The sequence below is a fragment of the Streptomyces sp. NPDC001348 genome (genome assembly GCF_053597535.1).
The window spans coordinates 15,341-32,150 of the sequence record NZ_JBSFIK010000055.1 but is presented as its reverse complement, the minus strand read 5'-3'; the positions used below and the strand labels follow the sequence as shown (position 1 = coordinate 32,150).

The 16,810-nt window shown below is 68.7% G+C and carries 15 protein-coding genes and 1 other RNA gene; 4 read left to right on the top strand and 12 right to left on the bottom strand.

Features of this window, described 5'->3' with window-relative positions:
• Positions 1-3 precede the first annotated feature (3 nt).
• Both rnpB and ACWC21_RS37220 read left to right on the top strand, forming a co-directional pair.
• An RNA gene (gene rnpB, locus ACWC21_RS37225) (RNase P RNA component class A) lies at positions 4-407 on the top strand.
• A 375-nt stretch (positions 408-782) separates the two neighbouring features.
• Positions 783-1,808 carry an isocitrate/isopropylmalate dehydrogenase family protein gene (locus tag ACWC21_RS37220; RefSeq protein WP_450888647.1) on the top strand — a complete coding sequence of 342 codons (1,026 nt, stop codon included), beginning with the start codon at positions 783-785 and terminating at the stop codon, positions 1,806-1,808.
• 15 nt (positions 1,809-1,823) lie between these two features.
• On the opposite strand, the gene ACWC21_RS37215 is transcribed toward ACWC21_RS37220, so the two are convergent.
• The 8 genes from ACWC21_RS37215 to ACWC21_RS37180 all read right to left on the bottom strand — a co-directional run bounded on the left by ACWC21_RS37215 (position 1,824) and on the right by ACWC21_RS37180 (position 10,936).
• Complete coding sequence (locus ACWC21_RS37215) at positions 1,824-2,150, bottom strand: antibiotic biosynthesis monooxygenase family protein (protein ID WP_450888645.1); 327 nt, start codon at positions 2,148-2,150, stop codon at positions 1,824-1,826.
• A gap of 68 nt (positions 2,151-2,218) precedes the next feature.
• A complete protein-coding gene (locus tag ACWC21_RS37210; protein WP_450888643.1) occupies positions 2,219-3,562 on the bottom strand; it encodes an FAD-dependent oxidoreductase in 1,344 nt (447 codons plus the stop codon).
• 39 nt (positions 3,563-3,601) lie between these two features.
• A complete protein-coding gene (locus ACWC21_RS37205; RefSeq protein WP_450888641.1) occupies positions 3,602-4,813 on the bottom strand; it encodes a cytochrome P450 in 1,212 nt (403 codons plus the stop codon).
• A gap of 48 nt (positions 4,814-4,861) precedes the next feature.
• Positions 4,862-6,619 (bottom strand): non-ribosomal peptide synthetase, encoded by a 1,758-nt coding sequence (locus ACWC21_RS37200; RefSeq protein ID WP_450888639.1) that lies wholly within the window; start codon positions 6,617-6,619, stop codon positions 4,862-4,864.
• Complete coding sequence (locus ACWC21_RS37195; protein WP_450888637.1) at positions 6,616-7,686, bottom strand: LLM class flavin-dependent oxidoreductase; 1,071 nt, start codon at positions 7,684-7,686, stop codon at positions 6,616-6,618. The genes ACWC21_RS37200 and ACWC21_RS37195 overlap by 4 nt, the downstream gene beginning before the upstream one ends.
• A complete protein-coding gene (locus tag ACWC21_RS37190) occupies positions 7,683-8,288 on the bottom strand; it encodes a flavin reductase family protein (protein ID WP_450888636.1) in 606 nt (201 codons plus the stop codon). The genes ACWC21_RS37195 and ACWC21_RS37190 overlap by 4 nt, the downstream gene beginning before the upstream one ends.
• 25 nt (positions 8,289-8,313) lie before the next feature.
• Positions 8,314-9,906: a tryptophan halogenase family protein gene (locus tag ACWC21_RS37185; RefSeq protein ID WP_450888634.1), complete on the bottom strand. Its 1,593-nt coding sequence runs from the start codon at positions 9,904-9,906 to the stop codon at positions 8,314-8,316.
• Positions 9,907-10,051: 145 nt separating this feature from the next.
• Positions 10,052-10,936, bottom strand: coding sequence for a sigma-70 family RNA polymerase sigma factor (locus ACWC21_RS37180; RefSeq protein WP_450888633.1), 885 nt, complete (start codon positions 10,934-10,936; stop codon positions 10,052-10,054).
• An 86-nt stretch (positions 10,937-11,022) separates the two neighbouring features.
• Between ACWC21_RS37180 and ACWC21_RS37175 the strand changes: the two genes are divergently transcribed.
• The gene (locus tag ACWC21_RS37175) at positions 11,023-11,529 is read left to right on the top strand and encodes a YceI family protein (protein ID WP_450888632.1); all 507 of its coding nucleotides are present in this window, start codon (positions 11,023-11,025) and stop codon (positions 11,527-11,529) included.
• A gap of 145 nt (positions 11,530-11,674) precedes the next feature.
• Here ACWC21_RS37175 and ACWC21_RS37170 read toward each other — a convergent pair whose 3' ends face one another.
• Positions 11,675-12,169 (bottom strand): winged helix-turn-helix domain-containing protein, encoded by a 495-nt coding sequence (locus tag ACWC21_RS37170; RefSeq protein WP_450888630.1) that lies wholly within the window; start codon positions 12,167-12,169, stop codon positions 11,675-11,677.
• Between the two features lie 293 nt (positions 12,170-12,462).
• On the bottom strand, positions 12,463-14,055 hold the full coding sequence (locus tag ACWC21_RS37165) for an MFS transporter (protein ID WP_450888629.1): 1,593 nt from the start codon (positions 14,053-14,055) through the stop codon (positions 12,463-12,465).
• Positions 14,056-14,187: 132 nt separating this feature from the next.
• Between ACWC21_RS37165 and ACWC21_RS37160 the strand changes: the two genes are divergently transcribed.
• Positions 14,188-15,075 carry a sigma-70 family RNA polymerase sigma factor gene (locus ACWC21_RS37160; protein WP_450888627.1) on the top strand — a complete coding sequence of 296 codons (888 nt, stop codon included), beginning with the start codon at positions 14,188-14,190 and terminating at the stop codon, positions 15,073-15,075.
• Positions 15,076-15,196: 121 nt separating this feature from the next.
• On the opposite strand, the gene ACWC21_RS37155 is transcribed toward ACWC21_RS37160, so the two are convergent.
• Together ACWC21_RS37155 and ACWC21_RS37150 are read right to left on the bottom strand one after the other, a co-directional pair.
• Entirely contained in the window at positions 15,197-16,501 is a 1,305-nt protein-coding gene (locus ACWC21_RS37155; RefSeq protein WP_450888625.1) for a cation:proton antiporter, read from the bottom strand.
• A 64-nt stretch (positions 16,502-16,565) separates the two neighbouring features.
• Positions 16,566-16,796: a ferredoxin gene (locus tag ACWC21_RS37150; RefSeq protein ID WP_450888623.1), complete on the bottom strand. Its 231-nt coding sequence runs from the start codon at positions 16,794-16,796 to the stop codon at positions 16,566-16,568.
• Between the last annotated feature and the right edge of the window lie 14 nt (positions 16,797-16,810).

Sequence of the window (16,810 nt, the reverse complement as noted above, 5' to 3'; positions counted from 1 at the left end):
AGACGAGCCGGGCGGACGGCCGCGTGGAGTCCCCTAGGGGGCTTCCCGAGGAACGTCCGGGCTCCACAGGGCAGGGTGGTGGCTAACGGCCACCCGGGGTGACCCGCGGGACAGTGCCACAGAAAACAAACCGCCGGGGACCTCGGTCCTCGGTAAGGGTGAAACGGTGGTGTAAGAGACCACCAGTGCCCAGGGTGACCTGGGCAGCTAGGTAAACCCCACCCGGAGCAAGGTCAAGAGGGGCGCTGTGAAAGGCGCCCTGCGCGGACGTTCGAGGGCTGCCCGCCCGAGTCCGCGGGTAGACCGCACGAGACCGGTGGCAACACCGGCCCTAGATGGATGGCCGTCGCCGGAGGGCCCGCGAGGACCCCCCGGAACAGAACCCGGCGTACAGCCCGACTCGTCTGCCGCCACCTGCGGCTTTACCTGGGAAATGGCTTCTGACCTGCGTCGGAGGCCCTTTCTGATCTTTCGAGGGCTTGCCGCGTCACGCGGCGGAAAGTCCCTCGGAAGTCCCTCGGACAGCGCTGGAAGTCCCTGAAAAGTCCCTGGAGCTCAGGGGCGGGCGACCCCCCCTGAGCTGGTTTTCGACAAGCGCTGCCCACCTGGAAGCGACCCTAAGGCGTGCGAGGGACCCAGGGAGTCCGGGCCCGGTGGTGAATGAACCGTGACAGAACCGGGGGTGGGCGAGGGGGGCGGCACCTAGCCTGGCCGTACGCCGGACCGGCATCCTGGAGCGGTCGGCGGATGCTCCCTTTTCCGGCTCCAGAAAGGGTGACCCGTTGGCTTCCATCACTGTCATCCCCGGCGACGGCATCGGTCCCGAAGTGGTCGAGTGCGCTCTTCAGGTGCTGGACACGCTCGGTGTCGGCCTGTCGGTCGACGTCCTCGACCAGATCGGCGCTGACCGGTACCGCCGCGAAGGCCTGGCGATGAGTGAGACGGATCTGGCGCGCGTAGCCGCGGGTTCCGCCGTCCTGCTGGGGGCCATCGGACAGCCTGATCTGGAGGAAACGGACTACGTGCGCGGTGTGCTGATGCGCCTGCGGCAGTCGTTCGACCTGTACGCCAACTACCGGCCAGTCCGGCTGTGGCACGACCGGCTCAGCGCGCTGCGGGCCTCGACAAGCCGCACGCTCGACTGTGTGATCGTCCGAGAGAACACCGAGGGGCTCTACAGCGGCATCGGCGGCAACCTGCGTACGTCCTCGCCGCATGAGGTGGCCATCGACGCAGACGTCAATACCTGGCACGGCGTCTCCAGGATCCTGGATTTCGCGTTCGCCACGGCCCGCCGCGAGGTGTGCCTCGTCGACAAGGCCAACGCGGTACGGGCCGGCGGCCGGTTGTGGCAGGAGTGCTGGCGGCGAACTGCGGAACGTCACCCCGGGACGGCCACCCGGCACCTCTACATCGACGCCGCCGCGATGAAGCTCGTCACCGAACCGGATCGCTTCGACGTCATCGTGGCAAGCAATTCGTATGGCGACATTCTCAGCGACCTGGCCGCCGCGCTGGTCGGTGGGATCGGTCTGGCACCGTCGGCGAGTCTCAACCCCGAGACGGGTTTCGGGCTGTTCGAACCGGTGCACGGCTCAGCGCCGGACATCGCGGGGAAGGGCATAGCGAACCCCTTCGCCTGTCTGCTGACGACCGGGCTGCTCCTACGGCATCTGGGATACGAGTCCGAGGCGGCCGCGATCGAGGCGGCAGTCGCCGCCTCGATCGCGGCCGGACGGGTCACCCCGGACCTCGGAGGCTCACTGAGCACCCGGCAGGTGACCGGTGCCGTGGTCGCCGCGATGTGAGTGGCGGTACCTCGCTCAGGCGGCCGGGTACTCCTCGGGGCCCTTGCTGGAACTGGTGCGGACGACCTCGGCGATGCTGAGCTCGAAGAACTCGTACCACTTGTCGCGGCCGAGCCGCTGGGCATCCTGGTGCTCGGGGTCGTTGCGCCACTTTTCCAGGGTCTCGGGGTTCCGCCACCACACCAGAGCCAGACGCTCGCCGTCGTCAGCCGTGTAGTTCTTGAGATGGACGAGGTCGTCGCCGGCCATCTCCCGCACCTTCTTGGCCAGGTGCTCTTCCGTTGTTCCGTATGCGTTGTCGACCTGTTCGGAGAAACGCGACCTGAACGCGACCAGAATCACTGTGCCCTCCTGGCATTCCCTCTTGGATGACTTCACTTGTATGAACTCGGCAAGTGCACGGCGACGACTCACTGAGCCGGTACGGACGCGCGTAGTTGCTGATCGGGCAGGTCGGCGGCGGTGGAGCCGTGGCGACTGAGGATCCGCCGGGCGAGTTCCCGCAGCCTGCGTTCCTCGGTCAGCGCCGAGCTGTAGCTCTCCTCGCTGAACGCGCAGCGCTCGTAGAGCGGAACGAACCGGTCCGGCATCAGGGCCACCAGCCGTCGGGCCACGGCCTCCTCGGCCTCCTGCTGGGGGTCCGGCAGACGGGACATCGTCCGGTAGTGCTGGTAGGAGATGTCGGCGATCGCGTCGCCGTCGTTCTTCCGGATCCGTTCGTACGCCGCGAACGCCCGCTGCCAGTCACCCTCCCGGTCCAGGTGGCTCACCAGCGCACGGACGTCCTCGAAAGCGCAGTTCATGCCCTGACCCATGAAGGGGGCCATCGCATGGCAGGAGTCGCCGACGAGTACGGCCCGGTCACCCGAGGCCCATGTGTCGCAGCGGGTGAGCCGCACGAAGGAGACCGGCTTGGTCTCCAACTGCTCCTCCAGGTCCGGGATGCCGACGGCCAGGCTCGGAAAGACGTCGGTGAACTGCCGGGCCCGCGCGCGGCCGTCGGACGCGACGGCGTATGAGGGCCGGGGACCCTCCTTCCGGAAGAAGACCGAACCCGCGAACAGCGGGGAGGAGACGAGTGGGAAGGCCCCGAAGAGGGCGTCGCCGGCCGGCCAGTAGTGCATGAGCTCGCGATCGCAGGAGGGCAGGTCGAGGACGATCTCCTGGTAGGCCAGCTCGAGGGTGCTCACCTGCTCATGAGCACCGTGATCGACCAGCGCGGCACGGACCACCGAATGAGCGCCGTCGCAGCCGAGGACGTGCCGGCACGGGATCCACCGTTCGGCGGTGCCCGCCCTGACAAGAAGTTTTGGTGCCTTCAGGTCGACGGCGAGGACCGAACGCTCGAAATGAAGGCTCACTCCCGGCTCGGCCTCGGCCGCGTCCAGGAGGAGGCGGTGCAGCCTGTGCCGTTCGACCGCCCAGATCGGCGCTCGGTCACGGCTGTAGGGGGTCACTACGGTGCTGCCGTCCGGCAGATGACCGCACCGGGCCGAGAGCGGAACACAGATCCGGCGCACAGCCTCTTCCAGGCCGAGTTCGCGCAGCACGCGCCACCCTCGGTCCGAGAGGATCACCATCAGGGACCGGCTCTGCCTGGCCGCGACATGCCGGGAGTCGGCATGCCGTTCCAGAACGGTGACCTGGCCGAATCGCCGAGCCAGGTAGATCGCGGCGACCGGACCGGCCAGCCCCGCCCCGACCACCACGATGCCGCTGTTCGCCACCGGTACGGACGTGCGCGAGTCGCGCATGAATGGCTCCTCCTGAGACAGAGCGGACACAGGGCCCGGCTACCAGGCCACCGGAAGCTCACGGACGCCGTAGGCCACGCCGTCGTACTTGAACGGGACGTCCGCGAAGTCGGTGGCGAGGCGCAGGGTGGGGATGCGTCGGTAGAGCGTGCCGTACACGACCTGCAGTTCGAGGGTGGCCAGCGGGCGGCCGAGGCAGTGGTGGGGGCCGAAGCCGAAGGCCAGGTGGTGCTGGGCGTCTCGGGTGATGTCCAGGCAGTCGGGTTCGGGGAAGTTCTCCGGGTCACGGTTGGCCAGTTCGCTGGCGAGGATGATCCCCTCTCCGGCGCGGATGGTGATGTCCCCGACGGCGATGTCCTCAACGGCCACACGCCGACGGCCGGAGTGCGAGATGTTGAGGTAGCGCAGCAGTTCGTCGACCGCACGGTTGATGAGCGTCCGGTCCTCGGTCTCCCGCAGGAGGGCGAGCTGGTCGGGGTTGCGCAGCAGGGCCAGAGTGCCCAGGGCGATCATGTTCCCGGTCGTCTCCAGACCGGCGACCAACAAGGTCATGGAGATGTACGACAGTTGCTCGGGGCTCAGCTCGCCGGTGCGCACCTGGGTCTCGATCACCGAGGAGATCAGGCCGTCCCCGGGCTCCTTGGCCTGCCGGTCGATCAATTCCCTGAGATAGCCGCGCAGCGACTCCTGGGCGCCGACCACCATCTCGGGGGAGCTGTCCCGGTGCAGCATCAGAGTGCTCTGTTCCTGGAAGAACTCGTGGTCGGCGTAAGGCACCCCGAGCATCCGGCAGATGACCTGGGTGGAGGTGGGAAATGCGAACCGGCTGACGAGGTCGGTCGGGTTGGGCCCGGCGAGGAGGTCGTCGATGAGCCCGCTCACGATATCGGTGACATCGCCCCTGAGCGCCTCGACGTTCCGGATGGCGAACGGCGACGAGACCATGCGGCGCTGGCGGGCGTGCTCGGGGTCGTCTATGGCGACGAACGAGCGACCGTCCTTGCGCCGCTCTCGGCTGCCCAGGTCGAAGTGTGGATAGCCGGGCCTGGACGAATCGGCGCTGACCCGGGGATCCACCAGGAGCTTGCGTCCGAGATCGTATCCGGTGATGAGCCACGGGGTGCTGCCGTCCCAGAGCCTGACCCGGACGGGGTCGCCGAGCGCGCGGAGGGTGGGCGCCGGATCGAAGGGACAGGCCGGGTCCTTGAGGATCGGGAAGTGGACCAGTTGTTCAGTCACGTAACTCTCCATTCCTTGCCGCACCGGGCCGCGGTCCCCGGTGCGGCCGTCCTTGGTGTGTCACCCGTCCAGGGAGTGGGCGATCTCCCGCAGGTCGCGCGCCTTGAGAACCACCCGGATGGGCACGCGCACGCCCAACTCCTCGCGCAGCGAGCCGATGAGCCGGCCGGCAAGCAGGGAATTGCCGCCGAGGTCGAAGAAGTTCGCCTCGGGATCGGCCTTCGGCACGCCGAGCAGCCGGGCGACCGCGTCGTACAGCCGGTCCTCCGGAGAGCCCTTCCGGGAGGTGCCGGTCCGCTCCGGCGCGGCTGTACCGCCTCGGGCCGCCAGGGCGCTTCGGTCGATCTTCCCGTTGGGCAGCGTGGGAAAAGCGTCGAGTACCTCGATGCGCGTCGGCACCATGAACTCCGGAAGGGCGGCGGCCAGTCGAGCCCGCAGGCCGGGGGAGTCGACGACGGTGCCGGGACGGGCGGTGATGTACGCCACCAGCCGGGCGTCGGCGAGTTCTCCCTCGACGAGCACCGCGGCCAGATCGATGTCCGGCTGCTCGGTGAGGAAGGCCTCGATCTCGCCCAGTTCGACGCGGAATCCCCGCAGTTTCACCTGTCCGTCGGCCCGGCCTGCGAAGTGGAAGCGGCCGGCGGTGTCCCGGCGTCCGCGGTCGCCGGAGCGGTACATGCGGCTGCCGGGCGGCCCGAAGGGGTCCGGCAGGAACCGTGCCGCGGTCAGCCCCGGACGGCCCACGTAGCCGCGGGCCAGCCCGGTGCCGGCCAGGTACAGCTCGCCCTCCTCGCCGTCAGGTACGGGCCGCAGGTGCTCGTCGAGCACATAGACCCGGGTCCCGGTCCACGGGACACCGATACCGACGCCGTCCGCCTCCGTGATCGGGCCGGCGATGGTACAGCCGACCGTCACCTCGGTGGGGCCGTAGCCGTTGAACATGCGACGGCCCGCTGCCCAGGTCCGCACCAGTGCCGGGGTACAGGCGTCACCGGTCGACATGATCGTGCCCCCGGCCAGCACCTCCCGGCTGTCCGTGACACTCAACGCCGCCGGAGGCAGCACCGCGTGGTCGACCTCGTACTTGAGCAGGGTCTCGTGCAGGGCGTCGCCCGGCAGCAGGTCCTCATCGTCGGCCAGGACCAGGGTGCCCCCATGCAGCAGGGCTAGCGCGATGTCCCAGAAGCCCGCGTCGAAGCTGACCGAGGCCCAGGCCAGCACCCGGTCGCCGGGAGCCGGCCGGAAACGGTCCGCCTGGGTGGCGACCAGGTCGGCGACGCCCTCGTGCGTGACCGCGACGCCCTTCGGCGTCCCGGTGGAGCCGGAGGTGTAGATGATGTACATCAGGTGCAGGTCCGACAGCGGCTTCGAGCGTTCGGCGTCGGTCACGTCCGTGCCGCCATGCCGGGAGCAGGCCTCGGCGCACGCCTCGGTGTCGAGCACGATCTCGTCCAGCTCCACCCCCTCGACCGAGCCCGCTCCGGCACGCACGAGCAACCTGGGGGCGGCGTCCTGGATCATGAACGCCTTGCGTGCCGACGGATAGCGAGGATCGAGTGGCAGATAGGCGCCGCCCGCCTTGAGGATCGCCAGCAGTGCCACCACCAGCTCGGGGGAACGTGGCACGGCGAGCGCGACCAGGTGGTCCGGGCCCACGCCCCGGTCGATCAGCAGCCGCGCCAGCTGGTTGGCGCGCTCGTTGAGAGCGCGGTAGGTGAGCGAGGTGTCCTTGTACAGGAGCGCCGGCGCGTCCGGAGTGCGCGCCGCCTGTGCCTCGAACAGTTCCGGCACCGTGCGGCCGACCGGCCTCCGGGTCACCGCGTCCTGCCCAGGTAGGGGCGGACCTCCGACGCGAACAGCTTCAAGCTGCGCTCCATCGTCTCCAGGGGCTGCTGGCCGTAGTCGAGCTGGAACAGGACGATGTCCGCCCCCAGTTCATCCTCGATCTGCCGCAGTTGCTTGACGGCGCTGTCGGGCGAGCCGATCACCGCCAGGCCGGCGGCCTCGCTCGGACCGGCCCGGTGCTTGTCCACCACGGCCTCGCGGTACCCCTGGTATGACGTGGAGGTACGGCTGCGCCACGCGGCTGCGGCCGAGCCGAACGTGTCCCAGTGACGGCGCAGCGCCACGGTGCCCTGCTCCACCGCTTCCTCATCCGAGTCGGCCAGGTACAGCGCGACGCTGATTGCGACCCGGGGCTGCTTTCCGGCGTTCGCCGGCGCTGCGGCGAACCTCCTCCGGTACAGCTCGATCATCTCGCGCACCTGCTCCACCTGCTCACGGCTGGGCGCCGAGGCGATCAGGAGGTTGTAACCGGAGTCCCCGATCCACTCGAAGCTGGAGCGGGTCAGGAGCGCGGCGGCCCACACCGGGGGATGCGGGTCCTGAGTCGGGAGCGGCAGTGAGTTCGCGTCCCGGTAGCGGAAGAACGGCGTGTCCTCGCTCGCATCGGGTTCGGTCCACAGTCGGACCACGGCGTCCACGGTGGCACGGAAACGCTCCGTGCTGCTGTCCATGTCTATACCGAAGGAGTCGAACTCGTAAGGCAGGAAGGCACGCGCGAAGCCGACGTCCAGCCGACCGCCGCTGAGCGCGTCGAGCTGAGCGGTACGCGCCGCGAGCTGGATCGGGTGGTGGAAGGAGGCCTGGATGCCCCCGGTCATCAACCGGATCCTGCTGGTGCGGGCCGCGACCGCCGACAGGAACGCGAGCGGATCGGGGCAGTACCCGCCGTAGGAGTGCAGGTAGTGCTCGGTCATTTTGACGTAGTCGAGTCCGAGGTCCTCGGACAGTTGGGACACCGCCAGCAGGTTGGCGTAGTAATCCTTGGCGCTGCGCTGTTGCGGGAGAGTGTCCGGCAGCAGCGATATCCCATAGCTGGTCATTTGTACCTCTCCGTGTCCGGGGTCGCTGATGGGCCCGACAAGGGGGTGGCGTCATCCGGTGCGGCGCCTGTGTGGCCGAGGGACCAGTACTCACGCATTCCGTAGACCAGCGGGCGCGGTCGTTCATCGTCCTCGGCGGTGACCCTGAAGACCTCGCCGAACACGACGACGTGATCGCCAACGGTCACCGAACGGGTGACCCTGCAGTCGGCGACGGAGTGCGCGTCATGTGCGAGATGCGGGCCGCCGCAGCCCGGCCGCGCCGTCCACGTCACGTGCTCGAAGCGGTCCGGGCCCCGGCTGGCGAACAGTTCGGCGACCGCGCGTGCCCGGTCGCACAGCAGGTTCACCGCGAAGCTGCCGGTCCTGGTGAGGACGCCGAGGGTGCGGCTGGAATGCTGTATGCAGACCAGTAGCGTGGGAGGGCTGACCGACACGCTGGAGACGGCGGTACAGGTCATGCCGTACTGCTGTCCGTCTTCGTCGGCAGCGGTCACCACGGCGACTCCGGCCGGGAAGGCCGCCATCAAAGTTCTGAACGCGGTTGCGGAGACCGGCTGTGCCGCAGTGCGGCCGTCGGCCCCCGCCATGTGTATGAGCATGGTGGAGGCACCTCCTGGCATGCCGTCAGGCGCTGGGCACGAGGCGCCCGGACATGCTGTCGTCGAGTCCGGCGGCCTGGTGGGCGAGATACTCGTACTGGCCGGGCAACCGGTCGATCAGTGTCGAGGCCTGTGCCCGTACGCGCTGGAACTCGAGGCGCGCCGCGGTCGCGTCGAGCCGGCCGAGTGCGGGCAACGGCCGGACGTCGAGTCCACCGAGCCCCATGATCATGGCCGTGTACGAATACGGTTCGAAGCCGTGGAAGCGTGGGAAGACGGAGTTCTGGTCCGGCAGTGTGGTACGCCACTGTTCGAGGCGTTCGGCCAGGCCGTCGGGCATCGCGCGGGTCTTCGCGTCCCGCCAGTACGCGTTGTCCGACCGGGCGGCGGCGTAGTAGTGCAGGAACAGGAACTCGCGGACGCCGTCCATGACGTCGCCGACCTGGCGGTTGTAGGACCGGCGCAGCGGCTCGTCGTCACGGGTGCCGGGGAATCGTTTGACCAGCTGCTCCACGGCGTTGTGGATGAAGAAGATCCCGGTGGACTCCAGGGGTTCGACGAAACCGCTCGACAGGCCGATGGCCACACAGTTCTTCACCCAGGACTCGGCGCTGCGGCCGATCCGCATCTTGATGTGGTTGGCGGACAGGTCGGCGGCCTCCGGCCCGACGAACGCGCGCAGTGTGCGTTCCGCCTCCTCAGGCGTGGTGTAGGCGCTGGAATAGACGTAGCCGGTGCCGATCCGGTCGAGCAGGGGGATGGTCCAGATCCAGCCGGCGTCCTGTGCGGTGGCCGTAGTGCACGGTCGCATGCCGCGGCTGGCGACGTCCACGGGGACGCGCAGGGCCACCGCGCTGTCGTTGGGCAGCGATTCCTGGTAGGAGACGAACGGCACGCCGAGAGCCTTGTTCAGCAGCAGGCCACGGAACCCGGTGCAGTCGACGAACAGGTCACCACTGATCGCCCCGTGGTCCTTGGTGAGCACATCGGAGATCCAGCCGTCCTGGTCGAGACGCACATCGAGGACGTCGTCCTGGACGTGCCGCACCCCGCGTTCCACCCCGTACTCGCTGAGGAGCCGGGCGAGCAGGGTGGCGTCGAAGTGATAGGCGTACGGGAACTGCGTGCCGTGCCCCTCGGGAAGCGCACGGGCCATGTCCCGTGCCTCCCCCGTCTCGAAGACTTCCTCGAACAGGTCCCCGCCGAGACGGCGGGGCGAGCGCTTGGCGTCGCACAGTGCCGCCAGCACCGAGCAGTCCTGGTCGAAACGGTCGCTCGGTCCCTCGTGCAGCCACCAGTCGGCGAGCGAGAACCCGTCGACCACGCGAGGACGCTCGAAGGGGTGGTAGAAGTGATGGCCTTTCTCCCGCCAGTTCTCGAACCGGATGGCGAGCTTGTACGAGGCGTGACAGCGGGGCATCCACTCCGGCTCGCTCAGCCCGAGGTGCCGGAAGAAGTTCCGCACCGTGCTGAAGGTGGCCTCGCCTACGCCGATCGTCGAAACGGCCTTCGACTCCACGAGCGTGACGGACAGTCGGTCACCGAAACTCGCTTTGAGGTAAGTGGCGGTCATCCAGCCGGCCGTACCGCCGCCGACGATCACTATGTCCTTGATCATGATTTCCGTCCTGATGGGTGCGGTCAGATCCTTGGACGTTGCACGCAGACTCTTGCACGGGCCTCAGCAGGGTCGCCCGCCGGAAAAAAGATTTACGAAAGACGCTCTCCACCCGGTCGGCCGGACGAGGCGGCGTCAGCCTCGCTCAGCATCCGGGAAGCAGCCTGATGCACAGACGCCTGAGCCGAGCAGGGTCCCCGACCAGCTCGTATTCCTTCACCAGGCCGTTCTCGATGCGGAAGCACACAGCGAGGCGGAGACGTCCCCCTGGCGCCACCAGCAGGCCGGCACGGCCGTCTATCAGGGCGGGTTCGGAGTACCGTGCGGCACCTCCGAACCGGCTGATCTCACGGGCGACGGCGGTGGCACCGTGCGCCGTGACCGGGCGGCCGGGGGGCAGGGCCGCCGCATCGGCGCGCCGCACCACGTCCGGCGCGAGACGCGCGGCGATGATCCCGGTGTCACCGGTGCATGCCGCGATCTGGAAGGCCGCCACGACCTCGCGGTGCTGGTCCACCGCCGCCAGCTGCCGCTCCCGGGGCACCCGCACCTTGTGCCGGGCGCGGCTGGCCAGTTTCTTGGCGGTCGCCTGGCTGCGGTCCAGAATCCCACCGATCTCGTCGAACGGCACGCCGAACATGTCGTGCAGTACGAACGCGACCCGCTCGGCAGGGCTGAGGGTGTTGAGGACGACGAGAAGCGCCAGACCGACGGACTCGGCCTCGAGCGCCTCGTGCTCGGGATCCCCCTTGCCGGGAGCCACAGTGGCCGGTGCGAGGTCACGGTCCGAGCACTCCTCGCGTCCACCGCGCCGACTGCGCAGCAGGTCGAGGCAGACACGGGAGGTGACCGTGCGGAGCCAGCCCGGCAGGTTGCGCACCGCCTCGGTATCGGCGCGGTCCAACCGCAGCCAGGTCTCCTGCACCGCGTCTTCCGCCTCCTCGCGGGAGCCGAGCATGCGGTATGCCAGTCCGAGCAGGGCCCTGCGGTTCTCCTCGAAGCAGTCTGCCAGGGACTGATGCTGGTCCATGGGTCACCTTTCCGGTTCACGGTCCGTCGTACTCATGACCCGTGCGTCGCGGGCCGTGTGACGCACGAACGACGAGGAGAGGCGGTATGACCGAAACCGTTGCCGAGCCCGTCCCCGGGTACATCGCGAGAACCTGGACCATCGACGCCTCCGACTCCGAGGTGCGGTTCACCGATCGCCATCCGGGGGCGGCTCGGGTGCACGGGCGTTTCAACGTCTTCGACGGCACGATCCGCACCGGGGAGACGGTCGAGCGGTCCTGCCTGACCGCCCGTATCGAGACGGACAGCATCGACACCGGTTACGGAGCCCGTGACGGCTATTTCCGCTGCGACGATGCGCTGGCGTCCGACCCGCACAACAAGCTGGTATTCCGTTCCACTCCGGTGCGCTGGCACGAGGGCCGGATATTGATCGACGGCGAGTCGGCCATGCGCGATGTCACCGGGACCGTCACTCTGGTCGCCGAACCCGGCGGCTTCCGTACCGACCCGGTACGCGGAGTCCCGGTGGCTCGATGGCAGTGCCTCGGTGACGGTCGGCCGGACGGACTTCGCCGTAACCCCGCACATCCCCACCGCCGTTGTCGGTGAGACCGTGCGGATCACCTTGGACATCCAGGCCTCGCTCGCCTCCTCGTGAATCGCGGGGCCCGGACCTGGGCGCCCTCTGCCCGTGTGACGAACGGGCAGAGGGCACACCGGCGAGACCGGATGCTGCCGGAAGGCGCGATACGTGTCAGGTGGTGGCAGACTCGAGGATGTAACCCCGTCCCCAGACGGTCGTGATGCTGAGGTCGACCGCGGCGATGCGGCGGCGCAGCCGCATGATCTGCAGGTCGAGGGCGTTTCTGGTGATCTTTCCGGTCGTCATGACCACCTGCTGCTCGAGCTCCGCCCGGTAGACCACTTCCCCGTAGTGGGCGACGAAGTGCTCCATGATTCCCACCTGGGTGCTGGAGATGGCCACCGAGTTGGTGCCGAAACAAAGAAGCCCGGTGGAGTCGACGGTCGGGACCTTCTGTCCATAGGCACGCTGGACCAACGCCTCTATACGTGCCTCGACGTCGCCACGGGGGGCCGGTGCTCTGATCCAGTCCTCCGTGGGGTCGGCGCAGACAGGAGCATCGTTGCCGGCCTCTACGACCAGCAGGCGGGGAATCCCGGCCTTTCTGCAGTCATTCCGGACGTCGGCTTCGATGGGCCAGCGTATTAACTTGACGCCTTTGCTCAAGAGTGTCTCCCGCGGCAAACAGGCAAACTGGCGTTCTTACCTTTTGGGCTCGGCGAAGGATGCGCTTCGGATGTCAGGGGCTGCCATCACGTCGCGGCTCGAGGCGAGGCGCTGGGCAGTCCGCGGGCGGCATATTGCCTGTGCCCGGTGGCGCATTCTCGCTGGACGCAGTTGTCAAGCTGGGCGCCAGGACGGTCTGTCCGCGCCGTATCCAACGGCGCGGACAGACCGCGCTGACTGAAGAATCACCTCCCATCCTGCCCCCTTGGCCGTCCTCCTCACCGTGACGTGGATTACTGACTACGTCGGGCGGGGCTGTCCCCCGACACAGTGGCTTCGGGTTCCTGGACCACCGAGGCCGGGTGCGCGGCGGCCTGCGGCCGCTCGCCCCGGTTGCGGAACCCCGTCCAGGCGAGGCCCGCTGCCACGGCCGTGCAGGCCGCGGCGATCCCGACGGCCAACTGGTAGCCGTGCAGGAAGGAATCGACGGTGGCCTGCCGGAACGAGCTGCCGAGCGTTTCCACCACTGTGTGGAGGCGACCGCCGCCCACGTTGTCCGCCTGATCGAGGGCCGCTGCGTGGCGAGACCCGTCCAGCCCGGACACCTTTCCGTGCCAGTCGGAGACGGCCGCGTTCACGCCCACGGTGCCGAGGACCGCGAGGCACACCGAGGAGCCGATCTGCCGTGACGCGTTCAGGACGCCGGAGGCCGCTCCCGAGACACCGGAGGGTACGTCGCGCATCGCCACGTGGGTCACGGCGGGCACGAATGTGCCGAACCCGCCGCCGTACAGCGCGTATCCGAGGGCGCTGATCGCGAAGGGGGTGGTTCCCGCCCGGCTGAGCAGGAACACACCGACCGCGGCCACCAGCGTTCCCCAGGTGGCCACCACCGATGACCGGAAGCGGGAGTCGAGCCGCCCGCCGAACTGCGCCATTGTCAGGAAGGGGATGTTCATGAACAGCCAGGACAGGCCGGTGCGCAGCACCGACCAGCCCGCGACGTTCTGGAAGTACAGCGTCACCCAGAAGAGCGCGCCGCTCATCCCGCCGTAACACAGCATGTAGATGCCCGAGGCGCTTGCGAAGCTCCGGGCCCGCAGCAGAGCCGGCGGAAGCATGGCGTGCGGAGCACGGCGCTCCCACCAGAAGAAGGCGGCCAGGAGGGCCGCTCCGACAGTCAGGGGCAAGGCCACGAGGGCCGCTCCCCACGGCTGATCGGACGACTCGACGAACCCGAGCGTGAGACAGACAAGTCCGAGGGAACTGAGCACCATCCCCGGCACGTCCAGCCTGCGGGCCTGGGGATTGCGTGACTCCCGGACCGCCACGGTCGTGCAGACGATGCCCAGGGCCGCGAAGGGCAGGTTGACCCAGAACACCGACGGCCAGCTGAAGAAGGTGAGCAGGATCCCCCCGCCGACGGGTCCGGCGCCGAATCCGGTGCCGCCGATGGCCGCCCAGGCCCCGATCGCACCGGCCCGCTGCTCCTGCGGGTACGTCTCTGTGATGATCGAAAGCCCCAGGGCGAGCATCGCCGCGCCGCCGACGCCCTGCACGGCGCGGAAGGCGATGAGAGATACGGCGTTCCAGGCCACGGCGCAGGCGATCACACCGACGAGAAAGACGACCATGCCGGTCAGGAAGACCCGCTTGCGGCCGTACCGGTCGCCGAGCGCTCCGCTGGCCGGGATGATCGCGGCCAGGCTCAACGAATACGCACTGATCACCCACTCCAGCTCTGCGGCGCTCATGTGCAATTCGCTCTGCATCGACGGCAGCGCTACGTTCACGATGGTCAGGTCGAGCGAGGTCATGAATGTCGCCATGCACATCGCGAACAGCGTCAGCTGCCGGCGTCGTGATTCGGTGAGAGAAACACTCATGTCATCTCCCCTCTCGAAGTCCGTGTGATATGCAATGAAGAAGTGATCATCCGTGCTCCCGGTCGGGTCCACATGCGACGGGCCGGCTAGCCGCCCACAAGTGATGACCCCTGGCGACCGAGGAGTGTGACCGTGCACGACCACGATCTGCTGGCGGAGCAGTTCGAGCACTTCCGGCCGCGCCTGAGGAACGTCGCGTACCGGATGCTGGGCTCCCACGCCGAGGCCGAGGACGCCGTACAGGAGACCTGGATCAGACTCAGCCGCAGCAACGTGGACGAGGTGGACAACCTCCCCGCCTGGCTGACCACGGTGATCAGCCGGATCTGCCTGAACGCCCTGAGGACACGCGCCACGCGGCCGGAGGACCCGGTGGGCGTCCACCTGCCGGACCCCGTGGTCGGGCACGAACCGTCCCCCGGCCCTGAGGACGAGGCGCTGCTGAGCGACTCGGTCAGCCTCGCGCTGCTGATCGTGCTGGACACGCTGGCCCCCGCCGAGCGGGTCGCGTTCGTGCTGCACGACATGTTCCATCTGACCTTCGACGAGATCGCGGCCGTCGTCGGGCGTACGACAGTGGCGACCCGCCAGCTCGCAAGCCGGGCGCGCCGCCGGGTACAGGGCACCCGTGAAGTGGACTCCGACGCTGACTTCGCGACCCGGCGGATGCTGGTCGACGCCTTCTTCGGCGCGGCGCGCAACGGTGATCTCGACGGGTTGGTGGCCGTACTCGACCCGGATGTCGAACTCCGTGCGGACGGCGGGCTCGCGCTCGCCTCCGCCTCGGCAGCGATCCGCGGCGCGCGCCTCGTGGCGGAGCGGGCCGCGCTGTTCCGCCAGCCGGGTGTGACGGTGTCCGCCGTCCTCGTCAACGGCACCCCCGGTGCCCTGGTCCACCGGGACGGCGCACGCGTGTCCGTGATGGGCTTCGCCGTCCGGCAGGGCCGGATCACGCAGATCCAGATCCTGCTCGACCCGGAGCGCCTCGCCGCGATCGACTTCGGTGCCTTCAAGCCGTAGGCGCGGTCGTTCGGATCATCCCGGCGTTGCGGGTCCGGCAAGCGCATCCGCGGTGTCGGGAAGGCCCCGTGACTTGCATCCGGCCTGATCCGAGCGACAGGACTTCAGGCCGGGCGTCTCCTCAGGAGACGCCCGCCAGATCCTTGCCCCGCTGGAGACGCGCTCGCTCCTCGTCGTTGACCTCGATGCGCTGCACGGCCCTGCGAAGGACCGGTGGCGCCATCAGCGACGTGCAGACGGCGATCAGCACCACGATGGTGTAGGAGGCGGTGTTCAGCACGCCGAGCCGCAGACCGATCCCGGCGACGATGATCTGTATGACGCCTCGTGCGTTCATCCCGGCACCGAGCACCAGGGCGGCACGGCGATCGAGCCCGGCAACGCGGGCGCCGAGCAGCGCCCCGGCGAACTTGCCCACCGTCGCTACGGCGAGCGCACACAGCGCGGCGAGCGCGATCAGCGGTGTGCCCAGCACGGACAGGTTCATCCGCAGACCGGTCTCGGCGAAGTAGAGGGGGGCGAGGACCGAGAGCGTGACGGAGCGCAGGGGCAACAGGGCACTCCGCGTGCCAGGCCCGGCGGCGCCGACCAGCAGACCGCCGACAAGGGCTCCGAAGGACGCCTCCATGCCCATGGCCTGCGTGGCCGCCGCGCACCCCGTGATCAGCACGGTCGCCATGCCCATCGCCGTCTGCGGTTTCCGTGCCCTGGCCATCAGCCACCTGATCGCCGGACGGCCGAGGAGCACGGCACATGCCGTGATCAGCACCAGCCGGACCAGCGGCGCGGCGACCGATCCGAGGGTGAGCCCGCCGGCCGCCGCGGCGGAGGCCACGGACAGCAGCATCCAGCCGGTGACATCGTCCACCACGCCGACCGCGATGGTCAGCTGAGCGATCTCCCGGTGCAGCAGCCGCATGTCCGACAGCATCTTGGCGATCACCGGGAGAGCGCTGACGCACATGGCCACGCCGATGAAGAAGACGAACAGACCGCGGGCGCGACCAGCCGGCTGCAGGGCGACAGGCGCCACAAAGGCCGCGGCGCAACCGAGCCCCAGAGGGATCAGCAGGCCGAATGCTCCCACCATGAAGGACGTGCGTCCGGTACGACGCACCAGGGCGAGGTCGACCTCCAGTGCGGTCGTCCCCACAAGGAGGATCACGCCGAGCTGACCGACCGCGTCAAGGAGATGAACCTGGGAGGCCTGTGACGTCTGCAGCCAGCGGTGAAACCCCGGGACTAACCGGCCGGCGACCGAGGGCCCGAGCAGGATTCCAGCGGTCAACTCGCCCGATACCGCAGGTAGTCCGAAGCGTGTCGCGAGCCGGCCGAGCAGCAGTGCGGCACCGAGCAGCAAGCACACCTGGACCAGCAGAACCAGCAACGGATGCCCGCCCAATGGCGGGGCTGTGACCGGCGGCATGACGGGCTCCTCCGCTAGGGGTTTCCTCGGCGATCGATGACCACTCGTGCGGGATCCGTGTTGTCTAGGACTCGGTCTCCTGCTGGATGGAGATCGCTCGCGAAGGGCAGACGCCGGCGGCACGGCGTACCCGGTCCTGCAGTTCGCCTGGCACGTCCTCCCGCAGCAGGCGGACGGATCCGTCCGCCTCCCGCTGGTCGAACACCTCGCTCACAGCGAGGACGCACATTCCCGAGCTGATACAGCGCTCCTGGTCGACCGTCACAAGCATGTCGTTCCTCTTCTCGGTTCGCATGGGCGTCCCCTTGC

Coding starts and splice junctions, on each gene's coding strand:
- ACWC21_RS37210 (WP_450888643.1), bottom strand. CDS start 3,562: ATGCGCGACTCGCGCACGTCCGTACCGGTGGCGAACAGCGGCATCGTG.
- ACWC21_RS37205 (WP_450888641.1), bottom strand. CDS start 4,813: ATGGAGAGTTACGTGACTGAACAACTGGTCCACTTCCCGATCCTCAAG.
- ACWC21_RS37195 (WP_450888637.1), bottom strand. CDS start 7,686: ATGACCAGCTATGGGATATCGCTGCTGCCGGACACTCTCCCGCAACAG.
- ACWC21_RS37190 (WP_450888636.1), bottom strand. CDS start 8,288: ATGCTCATACACATGGCGGGGGCCGACGGCCGCACTGCGGCACAGCCG.
- ACWC21_RS37185 (WP_450888634.1), bottom strand. CDS start 9,906: ATGATCAAGGACATAGTGATCGTCGGCGGCGGTACGGCCGGCTGGATG.
- ACWC21_RS37180 (WP_450888633.1), bottom strand. CDS start 10,936: ATGGACCAGCATCAGTCCCTGGCAGACTGCTTCGAGGAGAACCGCAGG.
- ACWC21_RS37175 (WP_450888632.1), top strand. CDS start 11,023: ATGACCGAAACCGTTGCCGAGCCCGTCCCCGGGTACATCGCGAGAACC.
- ACWC21_RS37165 (WP_450888629.1), bottom strand. CDS start 14,055: ATGAGTGTTTCTCTCACCGAATCACGACGCCGGCAGCTGACGCTGTTC.
- ACWC21_RS37155 (WP_450888625.1), bottom strand. CDS start 16,501: ATGCCGCCGGTCACAGCCCCGCCATTGGGCGGGCATCCGTTGCTGGTT.
- ACWC21_RS37150 (WP_450888623.1), bottom strand. CDS start 16,796: ATGCGAACCGAGAAGAGGAACGACATGCTTGTGACGGTCGACCAGGAG.